Here is a 20,384-nt window from a genome sequence, read left to right as displayed (position 1 = left end):
TCCCCTTGTCTGCCGACAGCACGTCCACCGTCCCCGCGCAGCCGGGTACCGATACGTCCGGGGCTTCGCCCCGCGGTCGGCACCTCGGCCTGGCGCTCTTCGTGATCGCCGCGGCCCAGCTCATGGTCGTTCTCGACGACACCATCACCAACATCGCGTTGCCCAGCATCCAGACCGATCTGGAGGTGTCCGACGCGAACCTGGCCTGGATCGTCAACGCCTACGCGCTCGCCTTCGGCGGCCTGCTGCTGTTCGGTGGCAAGGCCGGCGACCTCTTCGGCCGCAGGCGGATGTTCCAGGTCGGCATCATCGTCCGGTCTGAAGACGTCGTCCCGACCTCGCGGCCGTCCGGGCGTTGAGGACCGGTCGCCTCGGCAACGGGGGCCTGTTCCACCCCGCCGTCAGTTCGTCGGCAGGGTCACGAGCTCCATTCGGCCTCCGGCGAGAGCGACGACAGCGGAGACCAGGGCCTGCAGACAGGCGAGCTCGGCCTCCTCGTCGGGCAGGGAGAGGTGCTGCATCGAGAGGCCGTCGAAGCCGGCCAGGAAGAACCGGGCGAGGGTCTCCGCCGGCTGGGCGAGCTGGTGACCGGTGCGCTCGGCCGCCTCGGTCACCAGCCTCGTCGTCACGGCCGTCACCTTGCCGTAGTGGCCCTCGAGGGCCTCCTGCAGCGATGGCGTCCGGAGCGCGAGCATGGACAGTTCGGTGAGCAGCTGGTGGGCGGTCGGCTGCTCGCGCACGGTCTGCCACAGGGCGGCGGCGAGTACCGCGACCGTCTCCTCGAAGCCGGCGTCCGCGGGCGCCGCCCGTTCGACCTGTGCGATCAGATCATGGGTGAGCTGTTCCATGACGGCCCGGTACAGATCTTCCTTGGTGCCGAAGGTGTAGTGCACCGTTGCCTGGGCCACTCCCAGTTCGGCCGCGATGGCACGGGTGCTTCCGGCAGCCACACCCTCCCTCGTCATGAGGTCGATGGCGGCCTTGATCAGCTGAGGACGGCGCTCTGCCGCAGAAACATGAGCCATGAAGGCATCATATCGACTTAGTCCGGCGAATAAGTCGCTCGATCATGTTGCGGTTTCCGGAGATTCCTCCGAGCGGTAGCGGTCTCCAGTCCGGCAGCTGAGGTCCCCTCTGTGGCAGTACAGGTCAGTTTTCCCGCCGAAGGCCGGGTGCATAGGTTCCCAGGCGGCGACCATCGTGCACCGTGGCTCGGTGGGCAAGTGCTCCCCACCGCCCCCGCACCTGACCCGTGATCACGCTCGGGCAGCGGGACATCGCAACGGTCTCCCGCTGCCCGACCGGCAGCAGTTCCTCCACATGCCTCGGCTCGACGACGCTGCCCTTGCCGACCGGCTGTGGATCGCCGTCGGCGGGCGGGGCGCCTTCCGGAGCTTCAAGGACGTCCTCGCACCTCCATGACCGTCAACTGCCCGACATCGCACGGACATTGACCCACCCCGCCCCGCCCAGCAGAATGACTCCGCATTTGTGAGAGCGCTCTCAAGGCCCGGCGAGGGAGACCCATGAACGGCATGACCGGCGTGAACCGTGTGACCGGCGTGAACCATGCGACCGACGGACCGGGACGAGGACGAGGCCCGGCGGTCAGTCGCCGTGGCTTGCTGGGGGCCGGGCTCGGTGCCGCCGTGCTCACCGTGGCCGGGGTGGGGTCGGCGCACGCCGGGTCGGCTGGATCCGGCGCCGGACATTCGCGCGCGGCCTCCGCACAGCGCCGCGGCCACGCCTTCCTCGCCGCCGCCATGGACGCCTACCCCGACCACGGCCCCGTCCGCCTCGCCCAGAGCTACGCCGACCAGGCCGGCCTGTTCAGCACCGCCTTCACGTACGACAACGCCCTCGCGATCCTCGCCCACCTCGCCGCCCGCACCGCCGACGGTCGGGCCCGGGCCGTGGCGCTCGGGGACGCGCTGCTGTACGCGCAGGAGCACGACCCGGCGCACGACGACGGCCGGCTGCGGCAGGCGTACAACGTCGGGCCGTACACCTTCTACGACGGCTCGCTCCAGCCGGACGGGTTCGTGCGGGCGGACGGCAGCGCCAACGTGGGGACGCAGTTCGGGTTCACGGGCACGGCCGTGGGGGACATGGCCTGGGCCGGGATCGCCCTCAGCGCGCTGGCGGGGCGGACCGGGGAGCGGCGGTTCCTCGCCGGGGCGGTGCGGATCGGGGAGTGGATCGAGCGGAACGGGCGTACCGAAGAACCGCTCGGCGGGTACAAGTTCGGGGTCGACGGGGCCAACCAGAAGCTGCCCTTCACCTCCACCGAGCACAACACCGACCTCGTCTGCCTGTTCGGGCGGCTGGCCCGGCTGACGGGGGACCAGGTCTGGCTGGAGCGGCGGGCTCGTGCCCGGGCCTTCCTCAGCCGCATGTGGGACGCGGACGGCGGGTTCTTCTACACCGGGACCAATGACGGGGTGACCGTCAACAAGTCGCCGATTCCCGCGGACACCCAGACCTGGACCTATCTGGCTCTCGACGCTCGCGCCCATGCCCGTTCGCTGGACTGGGCCGCGCGCGAGCTGGCCGTCCTCGACCACGCCGAGCGGCGCAACAGCACGGTGCCGGCGGGGCAGTCGTACGAAGGTGTCACGTTCAGCTCGGCCGGTCTCGTCGCGAACGAGGACGCCCCGATCGCCGACTCGCAGCCCAAGCCCGACCGCAACGGCGTGTGGTTCGAGGGGACGGCTCATCTCGCGCTCGCCCTGCGGGAGCGGCACGGGCGCGGGGACGAGGCGCGGGCGCGGCGGCTGCTCGACTCCATCGAGCGGGCCCAGGATCTGCTCGGGGGCGGTCAGACCGTCGGCGGACGGGCGCTGCCCGAGCGGGCCGGGGTCGTGTCGGCCAGCAGCCCGCTCGACACCGGGTTCGGGTTCGGCTACTACCCCTACCGGCACCTCGGGGCGACCGCCTGGTATCTGATGGCGGCCGTGCGCGCGAACCCGCTGCGGGTCTGAGGCACCGGCCGGCCACGGCGCCTCACCCGCGTCCGCTGCCCGCCGTCAACCCGCCCACGATGAAACGCTGGAAGAGGGCGAACACACAGACCACCGGGACGCTGATGAGCGTGGCGGTGGCCATCAGGGCGCCCCACGCCGTGCCGTGCTGCCCGACGAACGCGTTCAGCAGGACGGTGACGGGCTGGACGTCCGGGCCCGCGGCCAGCGTGAGACCGAACAGGAACTCGCCCCAGCCGATCAGGAAGCACAGCCCGGCCGTCGCGACCAGGCTCGGCGCCATGACCGGCAGGACGACCCGCAGCAGCACGCCGGGCAGCCCGCAGCCGTCGACCAGCGCGGCCTCCTCCAGCTCCGGCGGGAAGGACCGCAGCACCGGGCGCAGCACGATCACGGCGAAGGGCAGGGTGAGGGTCGTGTCGGCGGCGATCAGACCGAGGTAGCTGTCGTCGAGACCGGCCCGGCGCTCCAGGATGAACAGGGGTGCCGCCAGCACGATGGCGGGCGGCAGTTGGGCGACCAGCAGGGCCAGCACCATCGCGCCCGAGCCGCGCGGCCGGACGCGGGCGAGCGCGTAGGCGAGCGGGACGCCGAGGACGAGGGTGAGGGCCACCACGCCGCTGGAGATCACCAAGCTGTTGAGGAGGGCCCGGGTCAGGCCCGCGTAGTCCAGGGCCGTCCGGTAGTTCTCGGCGGTGAGCGGGGTGGGCAGCCACTGCGGGGTCGGGGCGAGGATGCGGTCCGGGAGGGTCAGGCTGGTCTTGGCCATCCAGTACACCGGCAGGAGGAAGGCCGCAGTGATCAGCGTGGCGAGCGCGGTGAGCAGCCACGGGTGGCGGGGAGGTTTCACGTGGAACCTCCCACCGCGTCCTCGCGCCGCAGCCGTCGTACGTACAGGACGCCCGTGAGCAGCGGCACGACGAGCAGCAGCAGTCCGGCGGCCGCGCCCTCGCCGAACCGGAAGAAGCGGAAGAAGACCTCGTAGACGTAGAGGGACAGCACGCGTGTGGCGTCGACCGGGCCGCCGCCCGTCATCACGAAGATCAGGTCGAAGACCTTGAAGGTGTAGAGCAGTCCGAGCAGGAGGACGGTCACGGAGACCGGGCGCATCAGGGGCAGGGTGATACGGCGCAAGCGCTGCCAGGCGTTCGCTCCGTCGAGGGCCGCGGCCTCGTGGAGCTCGGGGTCGATGGTGTGCAGGCCGACCAGGAGCAGCAGCATGTTGAAGGGCACGCCGACCCAGATGTTGGCGAGGATCACGCCGGCCAGCGAGGTGGACGGGTCGGTCAGCCAGTCGTGGGCGAGGGCGTCCAGTCCGACGGCCCTGAGCAGCGCGTTGTACGCGCCGGACTCCGCGTCCAGCAGCCAGCGGAAGAGGGTGCCGCTGACGATGGGCGGCAGCAGCCAGGCCATCAGGAGCAGGGCGCGCAGCAGGCCGTTCAGCGGGAACGGGCGGGCGAAGAGCAGGGCCAGGGCGAAGCCGAGGGTGAACTGGCAGGCCAGCGAGCCCAGCGTGAACAGCAGCGACAGGCGTACGGAGTGCCAGAACCCCGGGTCGTCGAGGACCACCCGGTAGTTGTCGAGGCCGTTGAAGCGCTCGGCCCCGCCGAGCAGGCCGCTCAGCCGGACGTCGTGCACGGACGTCCAGAGGTTGTAGAAGAGCGGGTAGGCCAGGAACAGGGCGAGGAAGGCCAGGCCCGGGAGACAGAAGAGGTATCCGGTGCGGCGTCGGCGGGCGGAGGGGCCGCGTACCGGACCGGGGCCGGCCGGCGGGAGCCCGGTCCTTCTTCGGCGGAGCTCCAGCGCGAGGGCCTGACGCCCTCTCACCGCTCGCCCAGCGCCTTGTCGATCTTCCCGGCCGCCGTCCGTGCCGCGGCCGAGGGGGCCGCCGACCCGGTCAGTACGGCCTGCTCCGCCTCCGCGACGGCCTGCGAGGCGTCGGCGTAGTGCGGGCCGTACTGGCGTGGCCGGGCCAGCGGCAGCTGGCTCAGGAAGAGCCGCAGCGCCGGGTCGGAGGCCCAGGTGCCCCGGTCGGCGAGGTCCTTGCGGGCGGGCAGGTTGCCGAAGGAGACGAGGTACGGCGTCAGCACCGACGGGCGCTGGGTGTACTCCAGCACCTCCCACGCCTTGTCCAGATGGTCGCTGCTCTTCGTCAGCACCCAGTTCTCCCCGCCCAGACAGGTGGCCGCCTCCTTGTCGCGGGGCAGGGCGACCACGGCCCAGTCGAAGTCGGCCTCCTTCAGCATGGGGATCTGCCAGGGGCCGTTGATCTGCAGCGCCGCCCGCTGGTTGAGGAACCGGGTGTTGACGTCCTGCTGGGTCCAGCCCACGCACTGCTCGGACAGGGAGCCCTTGGCGACCAGGTCGTCCAGGAACGACAGGGCGGTGGCGCCGTACGTGGCGAAGGTGTCCAGGTCGCCGCCCGCCTGCCACAGGAACGGCAGGAACTGGAAGACGCCCTCCTCGGTGCGGATCGCGCTCAGCGCCAGGCCATACCGGTCCCCCCGGGTCAGCCGCTCGGCGGCGGAGGCCAGCTCGGCCCAGGTGGTGGGCGGTTGGACGCCGGCGTCCTGGAGCATCCCGGTGTTGTAGTACAGGGCCAGGCAGTTGCTCTGGTTGGGGATGCCGAGCGTCCTGCCGCCGACCTGGCAGCCGTCCCAGGGCCCCTTGTAGTACTGCCCGGCCTGGCCCCACTCCTCGACCCGGCCGGTGAGGTCGGCGAGCAGACCGCTGCCGCCGAGGGTGTTCATGGAGACGTTGTCGACGATCGCGATGTCGGGCAGGTCACCGGAGATCGCGCTCAGGGTGATCTGCCGCTCCAGCTCCGCGAACGGGAACGTCCGCCGCTCGATCCGTACGTCCGGCACCGCGGCCTCGATGTCCTTGATCAGCCGGGTCATGCCGGGCTGGAAGTTGTCCAGCGTGAAGTAGTCCCACCAGGTGAGGGTGGTGGTGCTGGGCTCGTCGGAGCCGCCGCACGAGGCCAGCGCCGCGCCGCCGGAGAGGGCGGCGGCGCCCGCGCCGACGGTGCGCAGGAACCGGCGGCGGTCGACCGGGTACGACATGCTCCCCTCCCGGGGGTGTTCGAGGTGGTGACTCGGCATACCCCGACGTATCAGAAATCCAGGTCGAAATCGGGGAATTCCGGCTCGGGTTCCGAACCGGGCACCGGAAGGCACCGTCCCGTGCTCGCCCGCAGGGTGATCAGCGGCTTCAGCAGGACGTGCCGGGGCGTGGAGTCGGGGGAGCGCAGTCGTTCCACCATCAGCTCGACGGCGACCCGGCTCATCTCCTTGGCCGGGATCTCGGCGGCGGTCAGCTGCGGGGACACCTGCTCGGCCCAGGGGCTCGCCGCCACCCCGACGACCGAGAAGTCGCGCGGCACGCTGCGGCCGTGCCGGGTCAGCCCGCGGTAGACGCCCTCCAGCGCCGCCTCGTTCATGGTGACCAGCGAGGTGGTCGCCGGATCGTCCGCGAGGATCCGCGCCACGACCTCCTCGCCCGAGGCGAGGTCGTCGCCGCACAGATAGGCGCGCGGCTCGTGGCCCAGGTCCGTCATCGCGGTGGTGTAGCCCTCGTGGCCGAGCCGGGCGAAGCCGTAGCCGACGTTGAACAGCTGCTCGGAGCGGTTGACGAAGGCGATCCGGCTGTGCCCCAGATCGGTGAGGTGCCGTACACAGCCGCTCGCCAGCCCGGCGAAGTCCAGATCGACCCAGCCCGCCCCGTCGCAGCGGTGGTTGCGGCCGATGGCCACGAACGGGAAGCCCGCCTCGGCCAGCCGCTCGACCCGGCTGTCCTCGCGGCGGATCTCCATCACGATCACACCGTCCACCCGCGGGGCATCGTCGGCCCGTGGCGCATCGCCGCCCCGGGGCGCACTCTCGGCCCGCAGGGCATCGCCACCCCGTGTCGCACTGTCCCGCCGCGGCGCACCTCCGCCCCAGTGCCGCTCGACGTGCTCCGGCGGCGCCCCGACCATCCGTCGGAACGAGCCGTCGTCGGCCGTCTCGGCTGGGGAGAGCAGCATGTCGTAGCCGTGCGCCGCGGCTGCCTCGGCGACGCCGCCGATGAAGGCGAGCTGCATGGTGGTGTAGTCGCCCATGCGGCCGGACGGCGGGTAGAGCAGCCCGAGGGTGTGCGTGGCGTGCTCGCCCCCGGCCGATGGCCTGGTGGGGGCGCGCGCGTGCTCGGGCATGGTCAGCCGACCGGGAGAGGCTGCTCGGCCCAGATCGTCTTGCCGGTGGGTGTCTGCCGGGTGCCCCAGCCCTGGGTGAGCTGCGCGACCATGTGCAGCCCGCGACCGCCCTCGTCGTAGGTGCGGGCCCGGCGCAGATGCGGGGCGGTGCTGCTGGCGTCGGACACCTCGCAGATCAGGGTGCGGTCCCGGATCAGCCGCAGGCCGATGGGTACGTCGCCGTAGCGGATGGCGTTGGTGACCAGCTCGCTCACCACCAGCTCGGTCACGAACGCCGCCTCCTGAAGGCCCCATGCCGCGAGCTGCCGGGTGGCCTGCGCGCGGGCGTCGGCCACGATCGCCGGGTCGGACGGCAGGGCCCAGGCGGCGACCTGGTCGGCGTGCAGGGCGCGGGTGCGGGCCAGCAGGAGGGCCACGTCGTCGGCGGGGCTCTCCGGGAGCATGGCCCGCAGCACGGCGTCGCAGGTGATCTCCAGCGAGGGCACCGGGGAGGACATGGCCTCACAGAGCCGTTCGAGGCCGAGGCCCATGTCGCGGTCGCGGGCGATCAGGCCGTCCGTGTAGAAGGCGAGCAGACTGCCCTCCGGCAGCTCCAGCTCGGTCGCCTCGAAGGGCAGCCCGCCGACGCCGAGCAGCGGCCCTGGCGTGAGCCGGATGACGCTGACCGTGCCGTCGGGCAGCAGCAGCACCGGCGGGACATGGCCGGCGCTGGCGAGGGTGCAGACCCGGGAGACCGGGTCGTAGACGGCGTACAGACACGTCGCACCGATCCCGCCGGTGTACGGCAGGTCGCGGACGGTGCTGTCGTCGTCCGAGGTGAGATGGGTGACCAGGTCGTCGAGGTGGGTGAGCAACTCGTCCGGGGGCAGGTCCACGTCCGCGAGGGTGCGTACGGCGGTCCGCAGCCGCCCCATGGTCGCCGAGGCGTGGATGCCATGCCCGACGACGTCACCGACCACCAGGGCGACCCGGGTGCCGGACAGGGGCACGACGTCGAACCAGTCACCGCCGACGCCGGCCCCCGTACCGGCCGGCAGATAGCGGTACGCCACCTCGACGGCCGCCTGTTTCGGCAGGTCACGGGGGAGCAGGCTGCGTTGCAGGGTGAGGGCGTTGGTGCGCTCACGGGTGTAGCGGCGGGCGTTGTCCACACCGACGGCGGCCCGGCCCGCGAGTTCCTCGGCGAGGATCAGGTCGTCCTGCTGGAAGGGCGGGGAGCCCTTGCCGCGGACGAAGACAGCGACGCCGAGGGTGATGCCCCGGGCCCGCAGCGGGGTCGCCATGACCGAGTGGAAGCCGTGCTCGCGGACCACGGCCGCCCGCGCCTCGTGCTCGCCGACCCAGCGGGCGAAGTCGGGGTCGTCCACGCCGCTGAGCACCGGCCGCCCGCTGGTCAGGGAACGGGCCGGCGGCGAGAACGACGGATAGGTGTCGATCCCGCCCAGGGCGATGGCCGCCTCCGGCACGCCCCCGCCCTCGGCCGAAGACTGGTGGGCGACCCGGCGCAGCATCACGGCGGCGTCGACCGTCCCCGGCACCGGTTCCTCCCCGCGCACCACCGAGTCGAGCAGGTCCACGCTGACGAAGTCGGCCAGCCGGGGTACGGCCAGATCGGCGAGTTCCTGGGCGGTGCGGGCGACGTCCAGGGTGGTGCCGATCCGCGAGCCCGCCTCGTTCAGCAGGGCCAGCCGCTGCCGGGCGGCGTACTGCTCGCTGCTGTCGAAGGCGGCGGTGCCGACCCCGGCCACCTCGCCCGACACGGGGTCCCGGACGGGCCACAGTTCGACGATCCAGGAGCGCTGCCGGGTCGCGGCGGCGGGCGGCGCCGGGGCGAACCCCTCGTACCGCATCGGCATGGCCTCCTCGGCGACCCGCCGCACACACCTGAGGAACCCCTCGTCCGAACGTGCCTCACCCAGCGGGTCGGTCTCCGCGCCCGCGTTCAGCCGCCACGAGCCCGACGCGGCGCTGTAGGTGGACAGCGCGATCGAGGACTGGGCGAAGGCCCACTCCACCATCCGCCGGTCGCGGTCGGAGGCGGCCGTTCCCGTGGTGGCGGTGACCACGAAGGCCTGGGTCGCGCCGCCGCCGTCCAGCGAGGGATGCGCGTGCAGGGTCAGCTCGACGCGGTGTCCGTCGCGGTGCCTGAGGACCGCCGTACCGCTCCACTCCTCGGAGCCGACCGGGGAGAAGCCGGTCGCCTCCCGGTCCACGAGCAGATCGGCCGCCGCCCGCCCCACGACCTCGGCCGCGACGTATCCCAGCAGCCGCCGGGCACCCTCGCTCCACCCCGTGACGATGCCCTGAAGGCTGATGGTGGCGGTAGCGGCATCTGGTGACCACACGGTTCCAGCGTGCGCGTCACGGGAGAATCGGACAAGTCGGATTCCTGTGCATGAAATGAGGAGGTCACCGTGTCCGATTCCGGTACGAGTGCCGCCGGCCCGGGTGCCACCGGCACCCCGCTCGCGCGGAAGATCGGCGTGCGGCCGGGCCACCGGATCCGGCTCCGCCACGCGCCCGCGGGCTGGGACATCCCCGGACTGCCGGAGGGCTGTGACGTGGCCGAGGGAGGCCCGAACGGGGCGGACGTCGCCGTCGCGTTCCACCGGTCGTACATCGAACTCGTGGCCGAGGCCCCCGGCCTGGTCGACGACCTGGCTGATGACGCCATGCTCTGGATCGCCTGGCCCAGGCGGGCCGCCGGCCACGTCAGCGACATCACCGAGAACGCGCTGCGGGACCTCTTCCTCCCGCTCGGGGTCGTCGACGTGAAGGTCGCGGCACTGGGCACGGACTGGTCGGGCCTGAAGTTCGTCAGGCGCCGGGAGAACCGCGGCAACCGGCGAACTTGAGAAGTCCTTACCGTGAACCACTAGCATCGCGCCGGTAATCGCGGCCGGCACGAGACGAGGGCAGGGCAGGGTATGACGGAACCGAGGATCGCTGTCGCCGTGGTGACCATGGGGAACCGCCCCGCCGAGGTCGACGCGCTGCTCGAGTCCGTGGCCAAGCAGGACCTCGCCCCGGTCCGGATCGTCGTCGTCGGCAACGGCTGCCCGCTCCCCGAGTTCGCCGAGCGGCTGGGGCTGCCCGGCGAGGTCACGCCGATCGAGCTCGACGAGAACCTGGGCTGCCCGGGCGGCCGAAACGTGGCCCTCGCGCGGCTGCGCGCCTTCGGCGACGTCGACGTCGTGGTCGAGCTGGACGACGACGGCCTCCTCGTCGACGCCGACGTGCTGCGCCGCGTACGGGACCTGTACGCGGCCGACGACCGGCTCGGCATCGTCGGCTTCCGCATCGCCGACGAGCAGGGCGAGACCCAGCAGCGGCACGTGCCGAGGATCGGCGGGTCGGACCCGATGCGGGGCGGCTACGTCACCGGCTTCCTCGGCGGCGGACACGCGCTGCGCATGACGATGCTGGCGGAGACCGGGGACTGGCCCGCCGAGTTCTTCTTCGCCCACGAGGAGACCGACCTGGCCTGGCGGGCCGCCGACGCCGGCTGGCGCATCCTCTACGCGCCCGAACTGCTCCTCCAGCACCCGAAGACCTCGCCCGCCCGGCACGCCATCTACTTCCGGGTGAACGCCCGCAACCGCGTCTGGCTGACTCGCCGCCGACTGCCGCTCCCGCTGATCCCGGTGCACCTCGGCGTGTGGGTGCTCCTCACCCTCGTCCGCAACCGGAACTCGCCGGCCGGTCTGCGCGCCTGGTTCGGCGGCTTCCTGGAGGGCCTGCGGGAACCGGCGGGCGAGCGGCGTGCCATGCGCTGGCGCACGGTGTGGGGGCTGTGCCGCCTCGGCCGGCCGCCGGTCATCTGAGAGGGGGCCCGGGGGAGGGGACGCGGGCCCCGGTCGTTCACCTCCGACGACCGGGACCCACATGCGTCCCGGGATCCGGCGCGGCGGCGACACTCCCCCGAGTTGCGCGTCGTACGCGCGCGCCGTCGGGCCGGATCCGATGAAGTGATCACATCAGGTCGCGCCAACGGATCGCTAACATGTGGCCAACGGTGGTCCGTTCCGACGTACTTCCGCTGGCGTGAAGTCGATGAACGACCGAGGGAAACGGCCTGCATGGAACGCCTTCCGGTCGAGAACCGTCGATAAGAGGGTGGCGGAAAACCGCCGTACAAGAGGCGGATCGCGGGCACGGGTACGGCCCGCCGCGCGGGAAGGCAGTGGCGGCGTGAAGCGGTACGAGCTGCGGTTCGGACTGCTGGGACCACCGGTGGTCTTCGAGGACGCCCCCGAGGGGGCCTCCTCTTACGACGCCCAGGACCTCCCTGTCCGGATGATCAGCAGTCCCAAGGTGCGGGCCCTGTTCGCGGCGCTGCTGCTGGAGGGCGGCCGGATCGTCTCCGTGGAGTCGCTGAAGGATGTGCTGTGGGGCGGCGCGCCCCCCGCCTCCGCGAAGGCCTCGCTGCACAACCACGTGGCCCGGCTGCGCCGCCTGCTCGACGACCCCGAACGGCTGCGCGCGGTGCCACCCGGCTACGTCCTGCGCGTCGACGAGGGCGAACTGGACGTCGACGTCTTCGTCAGCCGCGTCGCCGCGGCCCGCGTCGCCCACGTCGGACGGGACTGGGAGCGTACGGTGCGCGAATGCACCCGGGCGCTCGCGCTGTGGCGGGGCGCGCCGCTGGCCGGCCTGCCCGCCGAGGTCGGCGGCTACGCCCTCGTCCAGCGTCTGGCGGAGGCACGGCTGCTGCTCATGGAGTGGCGCTACGACGCCGAGCTGAACATCGCGGGACCGCGCCTGGACGCCCTGGTACCCGAGCTGACCGCCCTGGCCGCCGAACACCCCCTGCGCGAGTCCTTCCACCGTCACCTGATGCTCGCCCTCCACCACACCGGCCGCCGAGCCGAGGCCCTGACCGTCCACCGCGCCCTGCGCACCCGTCTGATCGAGGAGCTCGGCGTGGAGCCGGGGGCGGGGGTGCGGGAGGCACATGTGGAGGTGCTGCGCGGGGGAGGGGGCGCCGGTCGTGAGGGCGGCGAGGGCGCGGAGGGATCGGCCGACGGTGCCGCGCGGGCCGGGGGCGACCATGCCCTGAGGGCGGCGACGCAGGACCCGGCCGGACACGACGGTGGCCTGGCGCCCGGCGCCTTCGACACCGCCGTCGCCCCCGAGGGCGACCTGCCCGAGGCCCCCGCGAACCTCGACGCTACGCGCGATGACGCCCCCCTCCGTCACCCGCACCCCGCCCCCGCCCGCCACGAGGCGCCCACCCCGGCTGCCCCCGCCCCCAGGGACCCGGCGCTCCCGCCGGGAGAAGCCTCCACCTCCCCGCCCGCTCCACCCCGAGCCACCCCCACCGACCCGCCCCGGCCGGCCCAACTCCCGCCACCCCCGGCCCACTTCACCGGCCGCGCCGCCGTACTCCACGACCTGCGCCGCACCCTCACACCGGCGTCGACCTCAACCCCGTCCCCGGCATCGACCCGCACCCCGTCCCCGACCTCGGCGCCGACCCCCGCCCCCGCGCGGCAGCGCCCCCACACGGCCGTGGCCGTCATCAGCGGCATGGCGGGTGTCGGCAAGAGCGCCCTCGCGCTGGAGGCCGCCCACGGGCTGGCGAATCGTTTCCCCGATGGTCAGCTCCACGTCAACCTGCACGGCGCCACCCCCGGCATGCCCCCGCTCACCTCCGGCCAGGCCCTCACCGCACTGCTCCGTGACCTCGGCACCGACCCCCGCGCCATCCCCGAACACCCCGACGCGGCCGCCGCGCTGCTGCGCTCCCTGCTCGCGCCGACCCGCACGCTCCTCGTCCTGGACGACGCCGCGCACGCCGCCCAGGTACGCCCGCTCCTCCCGGCCGCCCCCGGCTGCGCGGTGATCGTCACCAGCCGCTCCCCGCTGACGGCCCTCGACGGCGCCCACCGCTTCCCGCTCACGCCCCTGCCGGCCGAGGACAGCGCGGCGCTGCTGCGGGCGGCCTCGGGCCGAGGCGTCCGCGAAGGCCACGACACCGCCGACCGAGCCACCGACGGCACGACCGCCACGACCGACACGACCGCCACCATCGACGCCGTCCACCCCCTCGTCGCCCTCACCGGCGGCCTCCCGCTCGCCCTGCGTATCGTCGCCGCCCGACTCGCCGCCCGCAGCGCCCTCACCCCCGACGTGCTGGCCCGCCAACTCGCCGCCACCGAGAGCAGGTTGCACCACCTGGAGTACGACGACCTGAGCGTCCGCCGCTCCCTCGCCGTCGCCCACGACGCCCTCGCCGCCTCCGACCGCGAGGCCGACCGGGACGCCGCCCGCGCCCTGCGTCGCATCGGCGCCCTGGACCTGCCCGCGTACGGCGCCCCCCTGCTGGCCCGCCTCACCGGCACCGACGAGCGCCGCGCCGAGGCCGCCCTCGACCGCCTCGTCGACGTGGCCCTCCTGGAGGAGACGGCGTACGGCCGCTACACCCCGCACGACCTGGTGCGCGACTTCGCCCGCGAACTCGCCGAGGCCGACGGCGACTTCACCGGGACCGCCGAGACCGCCCTGCGCTGGTACGCCGCCGTGGCCGAACGCACCCTCACCGCCATCGTCGAACCGGGCCTCGACCGCGACGACCGCCGCCGCCCGACCCCGACCCAACCGCAGGACCACCCGGCGAGCGTCGACACCGTGCCGCCCTTCGACAGCCCCGAAGCCGCCTTCGCCTGGGGCGACCTGGAACTGGAGAACATCGTCGCGCTCGCGGAACGCCATGGCGGCACCGACCACGACGAACAGGACGGCCCCACCACCCCCGGCGGCCCGACCGCCCCCCTCCTCTCCACCCTCGTCCGCCTCCTCTTCCCCTGCCTCCAACGCAGCGGCCGAGTCGCCGAGATGGAGCTGCTGGGCGCGGTCGCCCTCCGCGTCGCACGGCGGCTCGGGGACGAGGCCGCCGAGGCCTACGCGCTGGGCGACCTCGCCGGTCTGCACTTCCTGACCGGCCGCCAGTCCGAGGCGCTCCACCTCAACGACCGGGCCCTGACGATCTGGCGGCGCCTCGAAGTGGTCTCCTGGACGCGCCGCTGCCTCAACAACCGGGGTCTGCTGCTCGAAGGTCTCGGCCGCTATGCCGAGTCGGGCGAGGCGCTGCGTCAGAGCCTCGCGTACTCACGGCAGTTGAACGACCCGCACGGCGAGGCCGTGACCTACAGCCACCTCGGCAACCTGTACGAGCACACCGACCCGCGCGCCGCCATAGAGCAGCACCGCCGCTCACTGGCGATCGGCGACGAGATCGGCAACGTCATCGTGCAGCACTCCGCCCACTGCAACATCGGCTACGCCCACCTCACCCTCGGCGAACCGGCCGCAGCCGCCGAGCACTTCGGGGAGAGCCTGCGCATCCTCGGCGGCCACGGCGACTGGCACGGCGAGTCCCAGACCCGCCTCGGCCTGGTCCGCGCCCTGCGCCTGTTGGGCCGCACCGAGCCCGCCACCCACGCCTGCGCCGAACTCCTGGCCCGCGCCGACGCCCGGGCCGACCGCTACACGGGCGGTCTGGCCCGCCACCAGAAGGGGCTTCTGCTGCACGAGCGCGGCCGTGTCCAGGAGGCGTACGCCGAATGGCGCACGGCTCTCGATCTCCTGGACGGCACCGACGAGAAGGCGGTGGTCGAGGAGCTGAGGCAGCTGCTGGCCGACCCGGCCACGGACGCCGCCCGGCGCTGATCACTTCGCGTCGGCATAGCTCTCCACGACCGCCGTGGTGAACGGAAACCGCACCGGCGTCTCCCCGAACGTCAGCCGCCCCGCCAGCTCAGCCGCCTCCCGGATCGCTCTCACGACCGCTTCGGCCTCCTCCTCGGGACAGTGCACGATCACCTCGTCGTGCTGGAAGAAGACCAGTTCCGCCGCCATGTCCGCACAGGTGCGCCGCAGCGCGGCGAGCAGCAGCAGCGCCCAGTCGGCCGCGCTGCCCTGCACGACGAAGTTCCGGGCGAAGCGGCCCCGGGCGCGGGCGTTGGTCGAGGCGTAGCCCGGCACCCACTCCTGCGGACCGGAGCCGCCGCCCGGTTCGTCCTCGGTGTCCGGCAAGGGAATGCCCGCCTCCTCGGCGGCGTCGTCCGTCGCCCCGGCCGCCGGCGGACAGGTTCGCCCCAGCCAGGTCCGCACGAGCCGCCCCTCCTCACCGGCCCGCGCCGCCTCGTCGACGTACGCGACCGCCCGGGGGAACCGGCGTCTGAGCGCGGCGAGGTTCTTGAGTCCGTCGCCGGACGTCTGGCCGTACACGGCGCCCAGCACGGCGAGCTTGGCCTGGGCGCGGTCGCCGGAGAAGGCGCGGTCGGAGACGGACTGGTAGAGGTCGGTCTCCCGGCCGGCCACCTCCATCAGCCCGGGGTCACGGGAGATCGCCGCCAGCACCCGGGGTTCCATCTGGTCGGCGTCGGCCACGACGAGCCGCCAGCCGGGGTCGGCGACCACGGCACGCCGGATGACCTTCGGGATCTGCAGCCCGCCCCCGCCGTTGGTCACCCACCGCCCGGTGACCGTGCCACCCGCGAGGAACTCCGGCCGGAACCGCCCGTCCCGCACCCAGTCCTGCAGCCAGGACCAGCCGTGGGCCACCCAGATCCGGTACAGCTTCTTGTACTCGACCAGCGGCTTCACCGCCGGATGGTCGAGGGACTCGATCTCCCAGCGGCGGGTCGATCTGACCTTGATCCCGGCCTGTGCGAAGGCCTTGATCACATCGGCCGGCAGATCGGGCCGCACCCGGCGTCCGAACGCGGCCGACACCTCGTCCGCCAGCTCGGCCAGCCGCCGCGGCTCCCCGCCTCCGGCATACCGCTCGCCGAGCAGATCGTGCAGGACCCGGCGGTGCGCCTCGGCGCTCCACGGCAACCCGGCCCGGTTCATCTCGGCGGCGACCAGCATCCCCGCCGACTCGGCCGCGGTGAGCAGCCGCATCCGCTCCGGGTGGGCGGTGGCGTCGTGCCGGCGCTGCTGGTCGGCGTAGACCTCGACGAGGTCGGCCAGCGGCACATGGACCGCCTGCGGTTCGAACAGCGGGGACTGCGAGCCCGGTTCGGCGGCCCGCTGGGGCGGGTCGGGGGGCACCGGGAGGCGGCGCAGCCGGGCGAGGGCGGCGGCGGCCGACCTCGGTTCGCCGTGCCGCCCCTCGTGGCCGAGCAGCAGGGTCTCGGCGTCCTCGACGTCGTAGCACCGCTCCACTCGCACCCCCGTGGCGAGCAGGCGCGGATAGACCTCGGCGGTGGACCGCCACACCCACCGCGTGACCTCGGGCCGCCCCCGCACGGCCGCAGCCAGGTCCGCCTCCCGGCGCACCGGTCCCGCGGGCAGCCCGTCCGGGCCGAGGGGGGCGGTCTCCACGCCACCGTCCTCGGCCGGAGCGAGTGCCCACCGGTCGGTCATGCAGCGAGTGTGGCACCTGGGTCTGACAACGCCCTCAGTCCTGCGCCGCACCCTCCTCTCCGGCCCCCTCGTCGGCCTCCTTGACCGTCTGCACCCCGCTGTTCAGGAACTGGGAGAGCATCTCGACGAGGTACGCCTCCACCGCGTCCTTGGTGAGCCCGAGCCCGTACAGCACGCCGGTGCCGTTCTCGAACTCCAGCAGGGCGAGCAGGATGTGCTCGGTGCCGATGTAGTTGTGCCCGAGGCGCAGGGCCTCGCGGAAGGTCAGCTCCAGCACCTTCTTGGCGTCGGAGCCGTAGGGGACGAGCTCGGGGACGCTGTCCGCGGCCGGCGGCAGGGCGGCGGTGGCGGCCTGGCGCACCGAGTCCAGCGGGACGCCCTGCGCCGTGATCGCCTTCGCGGCCAGCCCGTCCGGCTCGGCCAGCAGACCGAGGACGAGGTGCTCCGGGCGGCCCTCGGCGTTGCGCGCGGCGACGGCCTCGTTGTGGGCGGCCATCACCGTGTTGCGGGCACGCGGCGTGTAGCGGCCGAAGCCCTGCTGCGGGTCGAGGTCGGTCGACTCCTTGGGCACGAACCGCTTCTGCGCGGCCTGCCGGGTGACGCCCATGCTCTTGCCGATGTCGGTCCAGGAGGCACCTGAGCGCCGGGCCTGGTCCACGAAGTGACCGATCAGGTGGTCGGCCACCTCACCGAGGTGATCGGCGGCGATCACCGCGTCCTGCAGCTGATCGAGGGGCTCGTCGTGGACCTTCTTGATGGCCGCGATGAGCTCGTCGAGACGTACGGATGACGTGATGCTGGGGTTCGTCGACATGTGTCAACCGTAAGTTGACACCCTGCCTCTGTCAACCTTCGGTTGACACCTGCCTCACAGTGCCTTGGCGAAGCAGCGACTGTCGGAATACCCCCGATAAGGACCGAAGTTGGCCGTGGGCACATACCCGCAGGCCGCGTACAGTCCCATCGCCTCGTGCAACGGCGTCCCCGTCTCCAGCACCATCCGCAGCCGGCCGGCAGCTCGCGCACTCTCCTCCAGTGCCCCCAGAATCCGCCGGGCGACCCCACGCCCCCGAGCCTCGGGCACCACGAACATCCGCTTCACCTCGGCATCTCCGACCGCATACCCCTCGGCCCCCGCCTCCTGCACCCGCCAGCCCCCACACCCCACGGCCTCGCCCGCGAGATACGCGACCAGGAACAGCCCACCCGGCGGATCGAAATGCCCCGGACGCAGCGGAGTCATGTCGTCATAGCCGTACCGCCGCACATACTCGGCCTGCACCAGCCCGGAGAGCCTCACGGCATCGGGATGATCAAACCGCACGACCCGAATCCCATCCATGCCCCCGCAAACTAGGCACACCCGACCCCCCACACAACGGGATTTCCCCACCCACCCACGCCACAGGCGCCCAGTCACCCCCTCCCACCCCATGGCACCATCACCGAGTGAGCAGCAAGCACAGTCAGAGCGACACCCCGAGCCCCGTCGACCGAGCCTTCCAGCACGCCCTCTACGCCGACTCCGACGACGCCCTCGACACCGGCGCCTCCCTCCTCGCCGCCGCCCCCGAGGCGGACGCGGAGCTCGATCGGCGTGGGCGGGAGTTCGTGGCGGGGGCCTGGCGGCGGGGCTGGCAGCCCGCCGATGTCGTACGGCTGGTGCGGCGGGAGCTGGACGAGGTGCACGTACGGCTGCTGGCGGCGCTGATCCGGGCGCAGCGGCCGGACGACCGGCCCCGCGGCCCCCGCTGGACCGCGCAGCTCGACGACCTGCCCACCGAGGCGCCGCCCCGCACGGACCGCTTCTCGCACGCGACCGCCGTCCTGGAGCTGTACCGCCTGCTGCTGCGCCTGCCCGCGCTGGAGCCCTTGGACGAGCCGGTCACGTCGGCCGCGGGGCGGCCCCGGCCCGAGTCCCGCATGCTCGGCCGTATCCGGGCGCTGCTGGCGAAGGCGGAGGCGACGGGCTTTCCGGAGGAGGCGGAGGCGCTCAGCGCCAAGGCACAGGAACTGATGGCCCGGCACAGCATCGACGAGGCTCTCCTCGCGAGCCGCACGCACGCCCCGGACGCCACGAGGGACGTGCCCTGCGCCTGCCGGATCGGTGTCGAACCACCGTACGAACAGGCGAAGGCCGTCCTGCTGGACGCGGTGGCGACCGCCAACCACTGCCGTGCCGTGTGGAACGAGCCGTTCGCCTTCTCCACGGTCGTCGGCTTCGAGGCCGACCTGGAGGTGGTCGAGCTCCTGCACACCTCGCTCCTCGTGCAGGCGCAGACCGCGATGACCAGGGCGGAGGCGGCCCAGCGGGCGGGCGGCCGCAAACGTACGAAGACCTTCCGGCAGTCGTTCCTCGCTGCCTACGCGCACCGCATAGGCACCCGCCTGGCCGAGGCGGCGCGGACCCAGGTCACCCAGGACCTGCTCCCCGTCCTGGCCTCCCGCGAGGTGGCCGTCACCGACCGGCTGGACCGCATGTTCCCCGAGACGACCACGACCCGCCTGCGTGGCGTCAGCGACGAGGCGGGCTGGGTCGAGGGCTCGGAGGCGGCCGACCGGGCACAAGTGGCCCCGCGCCGCCCCCTGCGCTGACCCGCGGGGGACTCAGTCCCCGGACTGCTGGAACCCGCTCACCGTGGCGTCCGGCGTCTGCCCGTCGCTCTTCAGCGCGACATCGCCGTACGACCACTTGAAGTCGCGCGTCCCGTCGACCCCGGGCAGATGGATCTTCACCCGCCGCACACCGAGGCTTTTCGTGCCACCGCCCTCCCCCCGGACATAGGTGAGGGTGAAGGAGGTGGAGGCCTCCTTCACGAGGGTCGTCTTCTTCTTCGCCCCGGCGGACTCGGCAGCCTCGTCGGCCGCGACGGCGGTCATGGCGTCACCCGAGTCCAGTTCGACACCGGGCAGACCTTCCAGGACGCACTCGGCGTCGCCGCCATTGGTGATCGTGACGGGCACGTTGCCGGTGTCCCCGGCGGCGGGCGCGGCGTTGCCGGGCCCGAACCGCACGCTCAACTCGGCGCAGGCGGAGTCGGCCTTGCTGTCCTGGCCCTTGTCCCCGTCGTCGCAGGCGGTCAGGAGGAGGGCCGCGGCGAGGGCGGCGACGGTGAGGGAAGTGGCGCGCATGGGTCCTCTGGAGGAGACGTCGGCGACCGGGTGGCGGTCACCGCACCGATGGAGCGGACAGTCACCGATCAAACATCACTGACCCAGCCCGCCCGTGGGCAGCCCCGTAGGCAGCTTCCCGCCCTCCGCCTTGGTGTACGTCTCCGCGCCGAGACCGCCCTCCCAGGTGACCTTCAGCCGCTCCGCGCCGACGGAGTCGACCATCCCGACGGCCCGGTCCTTGCGGGCGTCCGGGCACTTGAGACGGATCATCCGCATCCCGTCCTGCTCACCGGCGGTCCCGCTGCACACGGTCCCGCCGGTCGTGAAGAGCGCGGCCTTGGCGCCGGTGACGACCAGCACGACCGCCTTGCCGTCGGTCGTGGCCAGCCAACTGCCCTCCAGCTCGTCGGAGGCCGCGGCCGACCCGCCCGTACCGCTGCCCGTGTCGGCACTGGCGGTCGCGGAGGAACCGGCCGAGGGGCCGTCCGTGGGCTTGGCGTCGGAGTCGCCGTCGCCGCTGCACGCGGTCAGGGCGAGCGCGCCGACCAGGGACGCGGCCACCGCCACGACCCGCATCCGCCGGCCCGACATCGTGCGCGTACGCGAGAAAGTCGCCGAGGTCACTGGAAGCTCCCAAGCTGTAGCGGTCGGCATACGGCCGAGTCGGCCACGGTGGCCGAAACGACCGCAGCAAGTTACCAGGCAGTCCCTTCGTCGGC

General features: G+C 72.9%; 16 protein-coding genes and 1 pseudogene. 6 read left to right on the top strand and 11 right to left on the bottom strand.

The features are described from left to right. Positions 1 to 5: 5 nt before the first annotated feature. A pseudogene (locus ACFZBP_RS06455) lies at positions 6 to 314 on the top strand (MFS transporter); the annotation flags it as partial. An 87-nt stretch (positions 315 to 401) separates the two neighbouring features. Here the strand turns inward: ACFZBP_RS06455 and ACFZBP_RS06450 are convergent. Then, positions 402 to 1,025 (bottom strand): TetR family transcriptional regulator, encoded by a 624-nt coding sequence (locus ACFZBP_RS06450; RefSeq protein WP_391410546.1) that lies wholly within the window; start codon positions 1,023 to 1,025, stop codon positions 402 to 404. Positions 1,026 to 1,535: 510 nt separating this feature from the next. Between ACFZBP_RS06450 and ACFZBP_RS06445 the strand changes: the two genes are divergently transcribed. Further along, positions 1,536 to 2,981: a Tat pathway signal sequence domain protein gene (locus ACFZBP_RS06445; protein WP_391411583.1), complete on the top strand. Its 1,446-nt coding sequence runs from the start codon at positions 1,536 to 1,538 to the stop codon at positions 2,979 to 2,981. A gap of 22 nt (positions 2,982 to 3,003) precedes the next feature. Here ACFZBP_RS06445 and ACFZBP_RS06440 read toward each other — a convergent pair whose 3' ends face one another. From ACFZBP_RS06440 to ACFZBP_RS06420, 5 genes are read right to left on the bottom strand one after another with little or no spacing between them, the layout of a single operon-like run. After that, complete coding sequence (locus ACFZBP_RS06440) at positions 3,004 to 3,831, bottom strand: carbohydrate ABC transporter permease (RefSeq protein ID WP_383449484.1); 828 nt, start codon at positions 3,829 to 3,831, stop codon at positions 3,004 to 3,006. Continuing rightward, positions 3,828 to 4,808 carry a carbohydrate ABC transporter permease gene (locus ACFZBP_RS06435; RefSeq protein WP_383449485.1) on the bottom strand — a complete coding sequence of 327 codons (981 nt, stop codon included), beginning with the start codon at positions 4,806 to 4,808 and terminating at the stop codon, positions 3,828 to 3,830. Before ACFZBP_RS06435 ends, ACFZBP_RS06440 begins: the two co-directional genes overlap by 4 nt. Then, the gene (locus tag ACFZBP_RS06430; protein WP_391410543.1) at positions 4,805 to 6,046 is read right to left on the bottom strand and encodes an extracellular solute-binding protein; all 1,242 of its coding nucleotides are present in this window, start codon (positions 6,044 to 6,046) and stop codon (positions 4,805 to 4,807) included. The genes ACFZBP_RS06435 and ACFZBP_RS06430 overlap by 4 nt, the downstream gene beginning before the upstream one ends. A gap of 50 nt (positions 6,047 to 6,096) precedes the next feature. Then, positions 6,097 to 7,176, bottom strand: coding sequence for a substrate-binding domain-containing protein (locus ACFZBP_RS06425; RefSeq protein WP_391410541.1), 1,080 nt, complete (start codon positions 7,174 to 7,176; stop codon positions 6,097 to 6,099). A gap of 2 nt (positions 7,177 to 7,178) precedes the next feature. Continuing rightward, positions 7,179 to 9,521, bottom strand: a complete 2,343-nt coding sequence (locus ACFZBP_RS06420; protein ID WP_391410539.1) for a SpoIIE family protein phosphatase — start codon at positions 9,519 to 9,521, stop codon at positions 7,179 to 7,181. 69 nt (positions 9,522 to 9,590) lie between these two features. Here ACFZBP_RS06420 and ACFZBP_RS06415 point away from each other — a divergent pair, with 69 nt between their 5' ends. The 3 genes from ACFZBP_RS06415 (at position 9,591) to ACFZBP_RS06405 (ending at position 14,847) form a co-directional block, all read left to right on the top strand. Then, positions 9,591 to 10,031: a DUF3052 domain-containing protein gene (locus ACFZBP_RS06415; protein ID WP_383449489.1), complete on the top strand. Its 441-nt coding sequence runs from the start codon at positions 9,591 to 9,593 to the stop codon at positions 10,029 to 10,031. Between the two features lie 72 nt (positions 10,032 to 10,103). Beyond that, positions 10,104 to 11,000 (top strand): glycosyltransferase family 2 protein, encoded by an 897-nt coding sequence (locus tag ACFZBP_RS06410; RefSeq protein ID WP_383449490.1) that lies wholly within the window; start codon positions 10,104 to 10,106, stop codon positions 10,998 to 11,000. A gap of 367 nt (positions 11,001 to 11,367) precedes the next feature. Continuing rightward, positions 11,368 to 14,847 (top strand): BTAD domain-containing putative transcriptional regulator, encoded by a 3,480-nt coding sequence (locus ACFZBP_RS06405; protein ID WP_391410536.1) that lies wholly within the window; start codon positions 11,368 to 11,370, stop codon positions 14,845 to 14,847. Here the strand turns inward: ACFZBP_RS06405 and ACFZBP_RS06400 are convergent, their stop codons facing one another. From ACFZBP_RS06400 to ACFZBP_RS06390, 3 genes are read right to left on the bottom strand one after another with little or no spacing between them, the layout of a single operon-like run. Beyond that, complete coding sequence (locus ACFZBP_RS06400; protein WP_391410534.1) at positions 14,848 to 16,551, bottom strand: bifunctional 3'-5' exonuclease/DNA polymerase; 1,704 nt, start codon at positions 16,549 to 16,551, stop codon at positions 14,848 to 14,850. It abuts the gene before it with no gap. A gap of 34 nt (positions 16,552 to 16,585) precedes the next feature. Beyond that, complete coding sequence (locus ACFZBP_RS06395) at positions 16,586 to 17,365, bottom strand: Clp protease N-terminal domain-containing protein (protein ID WP_383449493.1); 780 nt, start codon at positions 17,363 to 17,365, stop codon at positions 16,586 to 16,588. A gap of 54 nt (positions 17,366 to 17,419) precedes the next feature. Beyond that, positions 17,420 to 17,893, bottom strand: coding sequence for a GNAT family N-acetyltransferase (locus ACFZBP_RS06390; protein WP_391410531.1), 474 nt, complete (start codon positions 17,891 to 17,893; stop codon positions 17,420 to 17,422). A 107-nt stretch (positions 17,894 to 18,000) separates the two neighbouring features. Between ACFZBP_RS06390 and ACFZBP_RS06385 the strand changes: the two genes are divergently transcribed. Next, the gene (locus ACFZBP_RS06385) at positions 18,001 to 19,146 is read left to right on the top strand and encodes a DUF2786 domain-containing protein (RefSeq protein WP_391410529.1); all 1,146 of its coding nucleotides are present in this window, start codon (positions 18,001 to 18,003) and stop codon (positions 19,144 to 19,146) included. Between the two features lie 12 nt (positions 19,147 to 19,158). Here the strand turns inward: ACFZBP_RS06385 and ACFZBP_RS06380 are convergent, their stop codons facing one another. Together ACFZBP_RS06380 and ACFZBP_RS06375 are read right to left on the bottom strand one after the other, a co-directional pair. Beyond that, positions 19,159 to 19,635, bottom strand: a complete 477-nt coding sequence (locus ACFZBP_RS06380) for a DUF4232 domain-containing protein (RefSeq protein WP_391411581.1) — start codon at positions 19,633 to 19,635, stop codon at positions 19,159 to 19,161. A gap of 123 nt (positions 19,636 to 19,758) precedes the next feature. After that, on the bottom strand, positions 19,759 to 20,289 hold the full coding sequence (locus ACFZBP_RS06375; protein WP_391410527.1) for a hypothetical protein: 531 nt from the start codon (positions 20,287 to 20,289) through the stop codon (positions 19,759 to 19,761). Positions 20,290 to 20,384: the final 95 nt, after the last annotated feature.

It is taken from the genome of Streptomyces sp. NPDC008086 (genome assembly GCF_042957325.1).
Lineage (GTDB): Bacteria > Actinomycetota > Actinomycetes > Streptomycetales > Streptomycetaceae > Streptomyces.
Note: the sequence above shows the minus strand (reverse complement) of the source record. Positions and strands in the feature narration are given on the sequence as shown.

Bases quoted from the DNA above. Each gene is read 5' to 3' on its own strand.
- ACFZBP_RS06450 (WP_391410546.1), bottom strand. From the start codon at position 1,025: ATGGCTCATGTTTCTGCGGCAGAGCGCCGTCCTCAGCTGATCAAGGCC.
- ACFZBP_RS06445 (WP_391411583.1), top strand. From the start codon at position 1,536: ATGACCGGCGTGAACCGTGTGACCGGCGTGAACCATGCGACCGACGGA.
- ACFZBP_RS06430 (WP_391410543.1), bottom strand. From the start codon at position 6,046: ATGTCGTACCCGGTCGACCGCCGCCGGTTCCTGCGCACCGTCGGCGCG.
- ACFZBP_RS06425 (WP_391410541.1), bottom strand. From the start codon at position 7,176: ATGCCCGAGCACGCGCGCGCCCCCACCAGGCCATCGGCCGGGGGCGAG.
- ACFZBP_RS06410 (WP_383449490.1), top strand. From the start codon at position 10,104: ATGACGGAACCGAGGATCGCTGTCGCCGTGGTGACCATGGGGAACCGC.
- ACFZBP_RS06400 (WP_391410534.1), bottom strand. From the start codon at position 16,551: ATGACCGACCGGTGGGCACTCGCTCCGGCCGAGGACGGTGGCGTGGAG.
- ACFZBP_RS06395 (WP_383449493.1), bottom strand. From the start codon at position 17,365: ATGTCGACGAACCCCAGCATCACGTCATCCGTACGTCTCGACGAGCTC.
- ACFZBP_RS06390 (WP_391410531.1), bottom strand. From the start codon at position 17,893: ATGGATGGGATTCGGGTCGTGCGGTTTGATCATCCCGATGCCGTGAGG.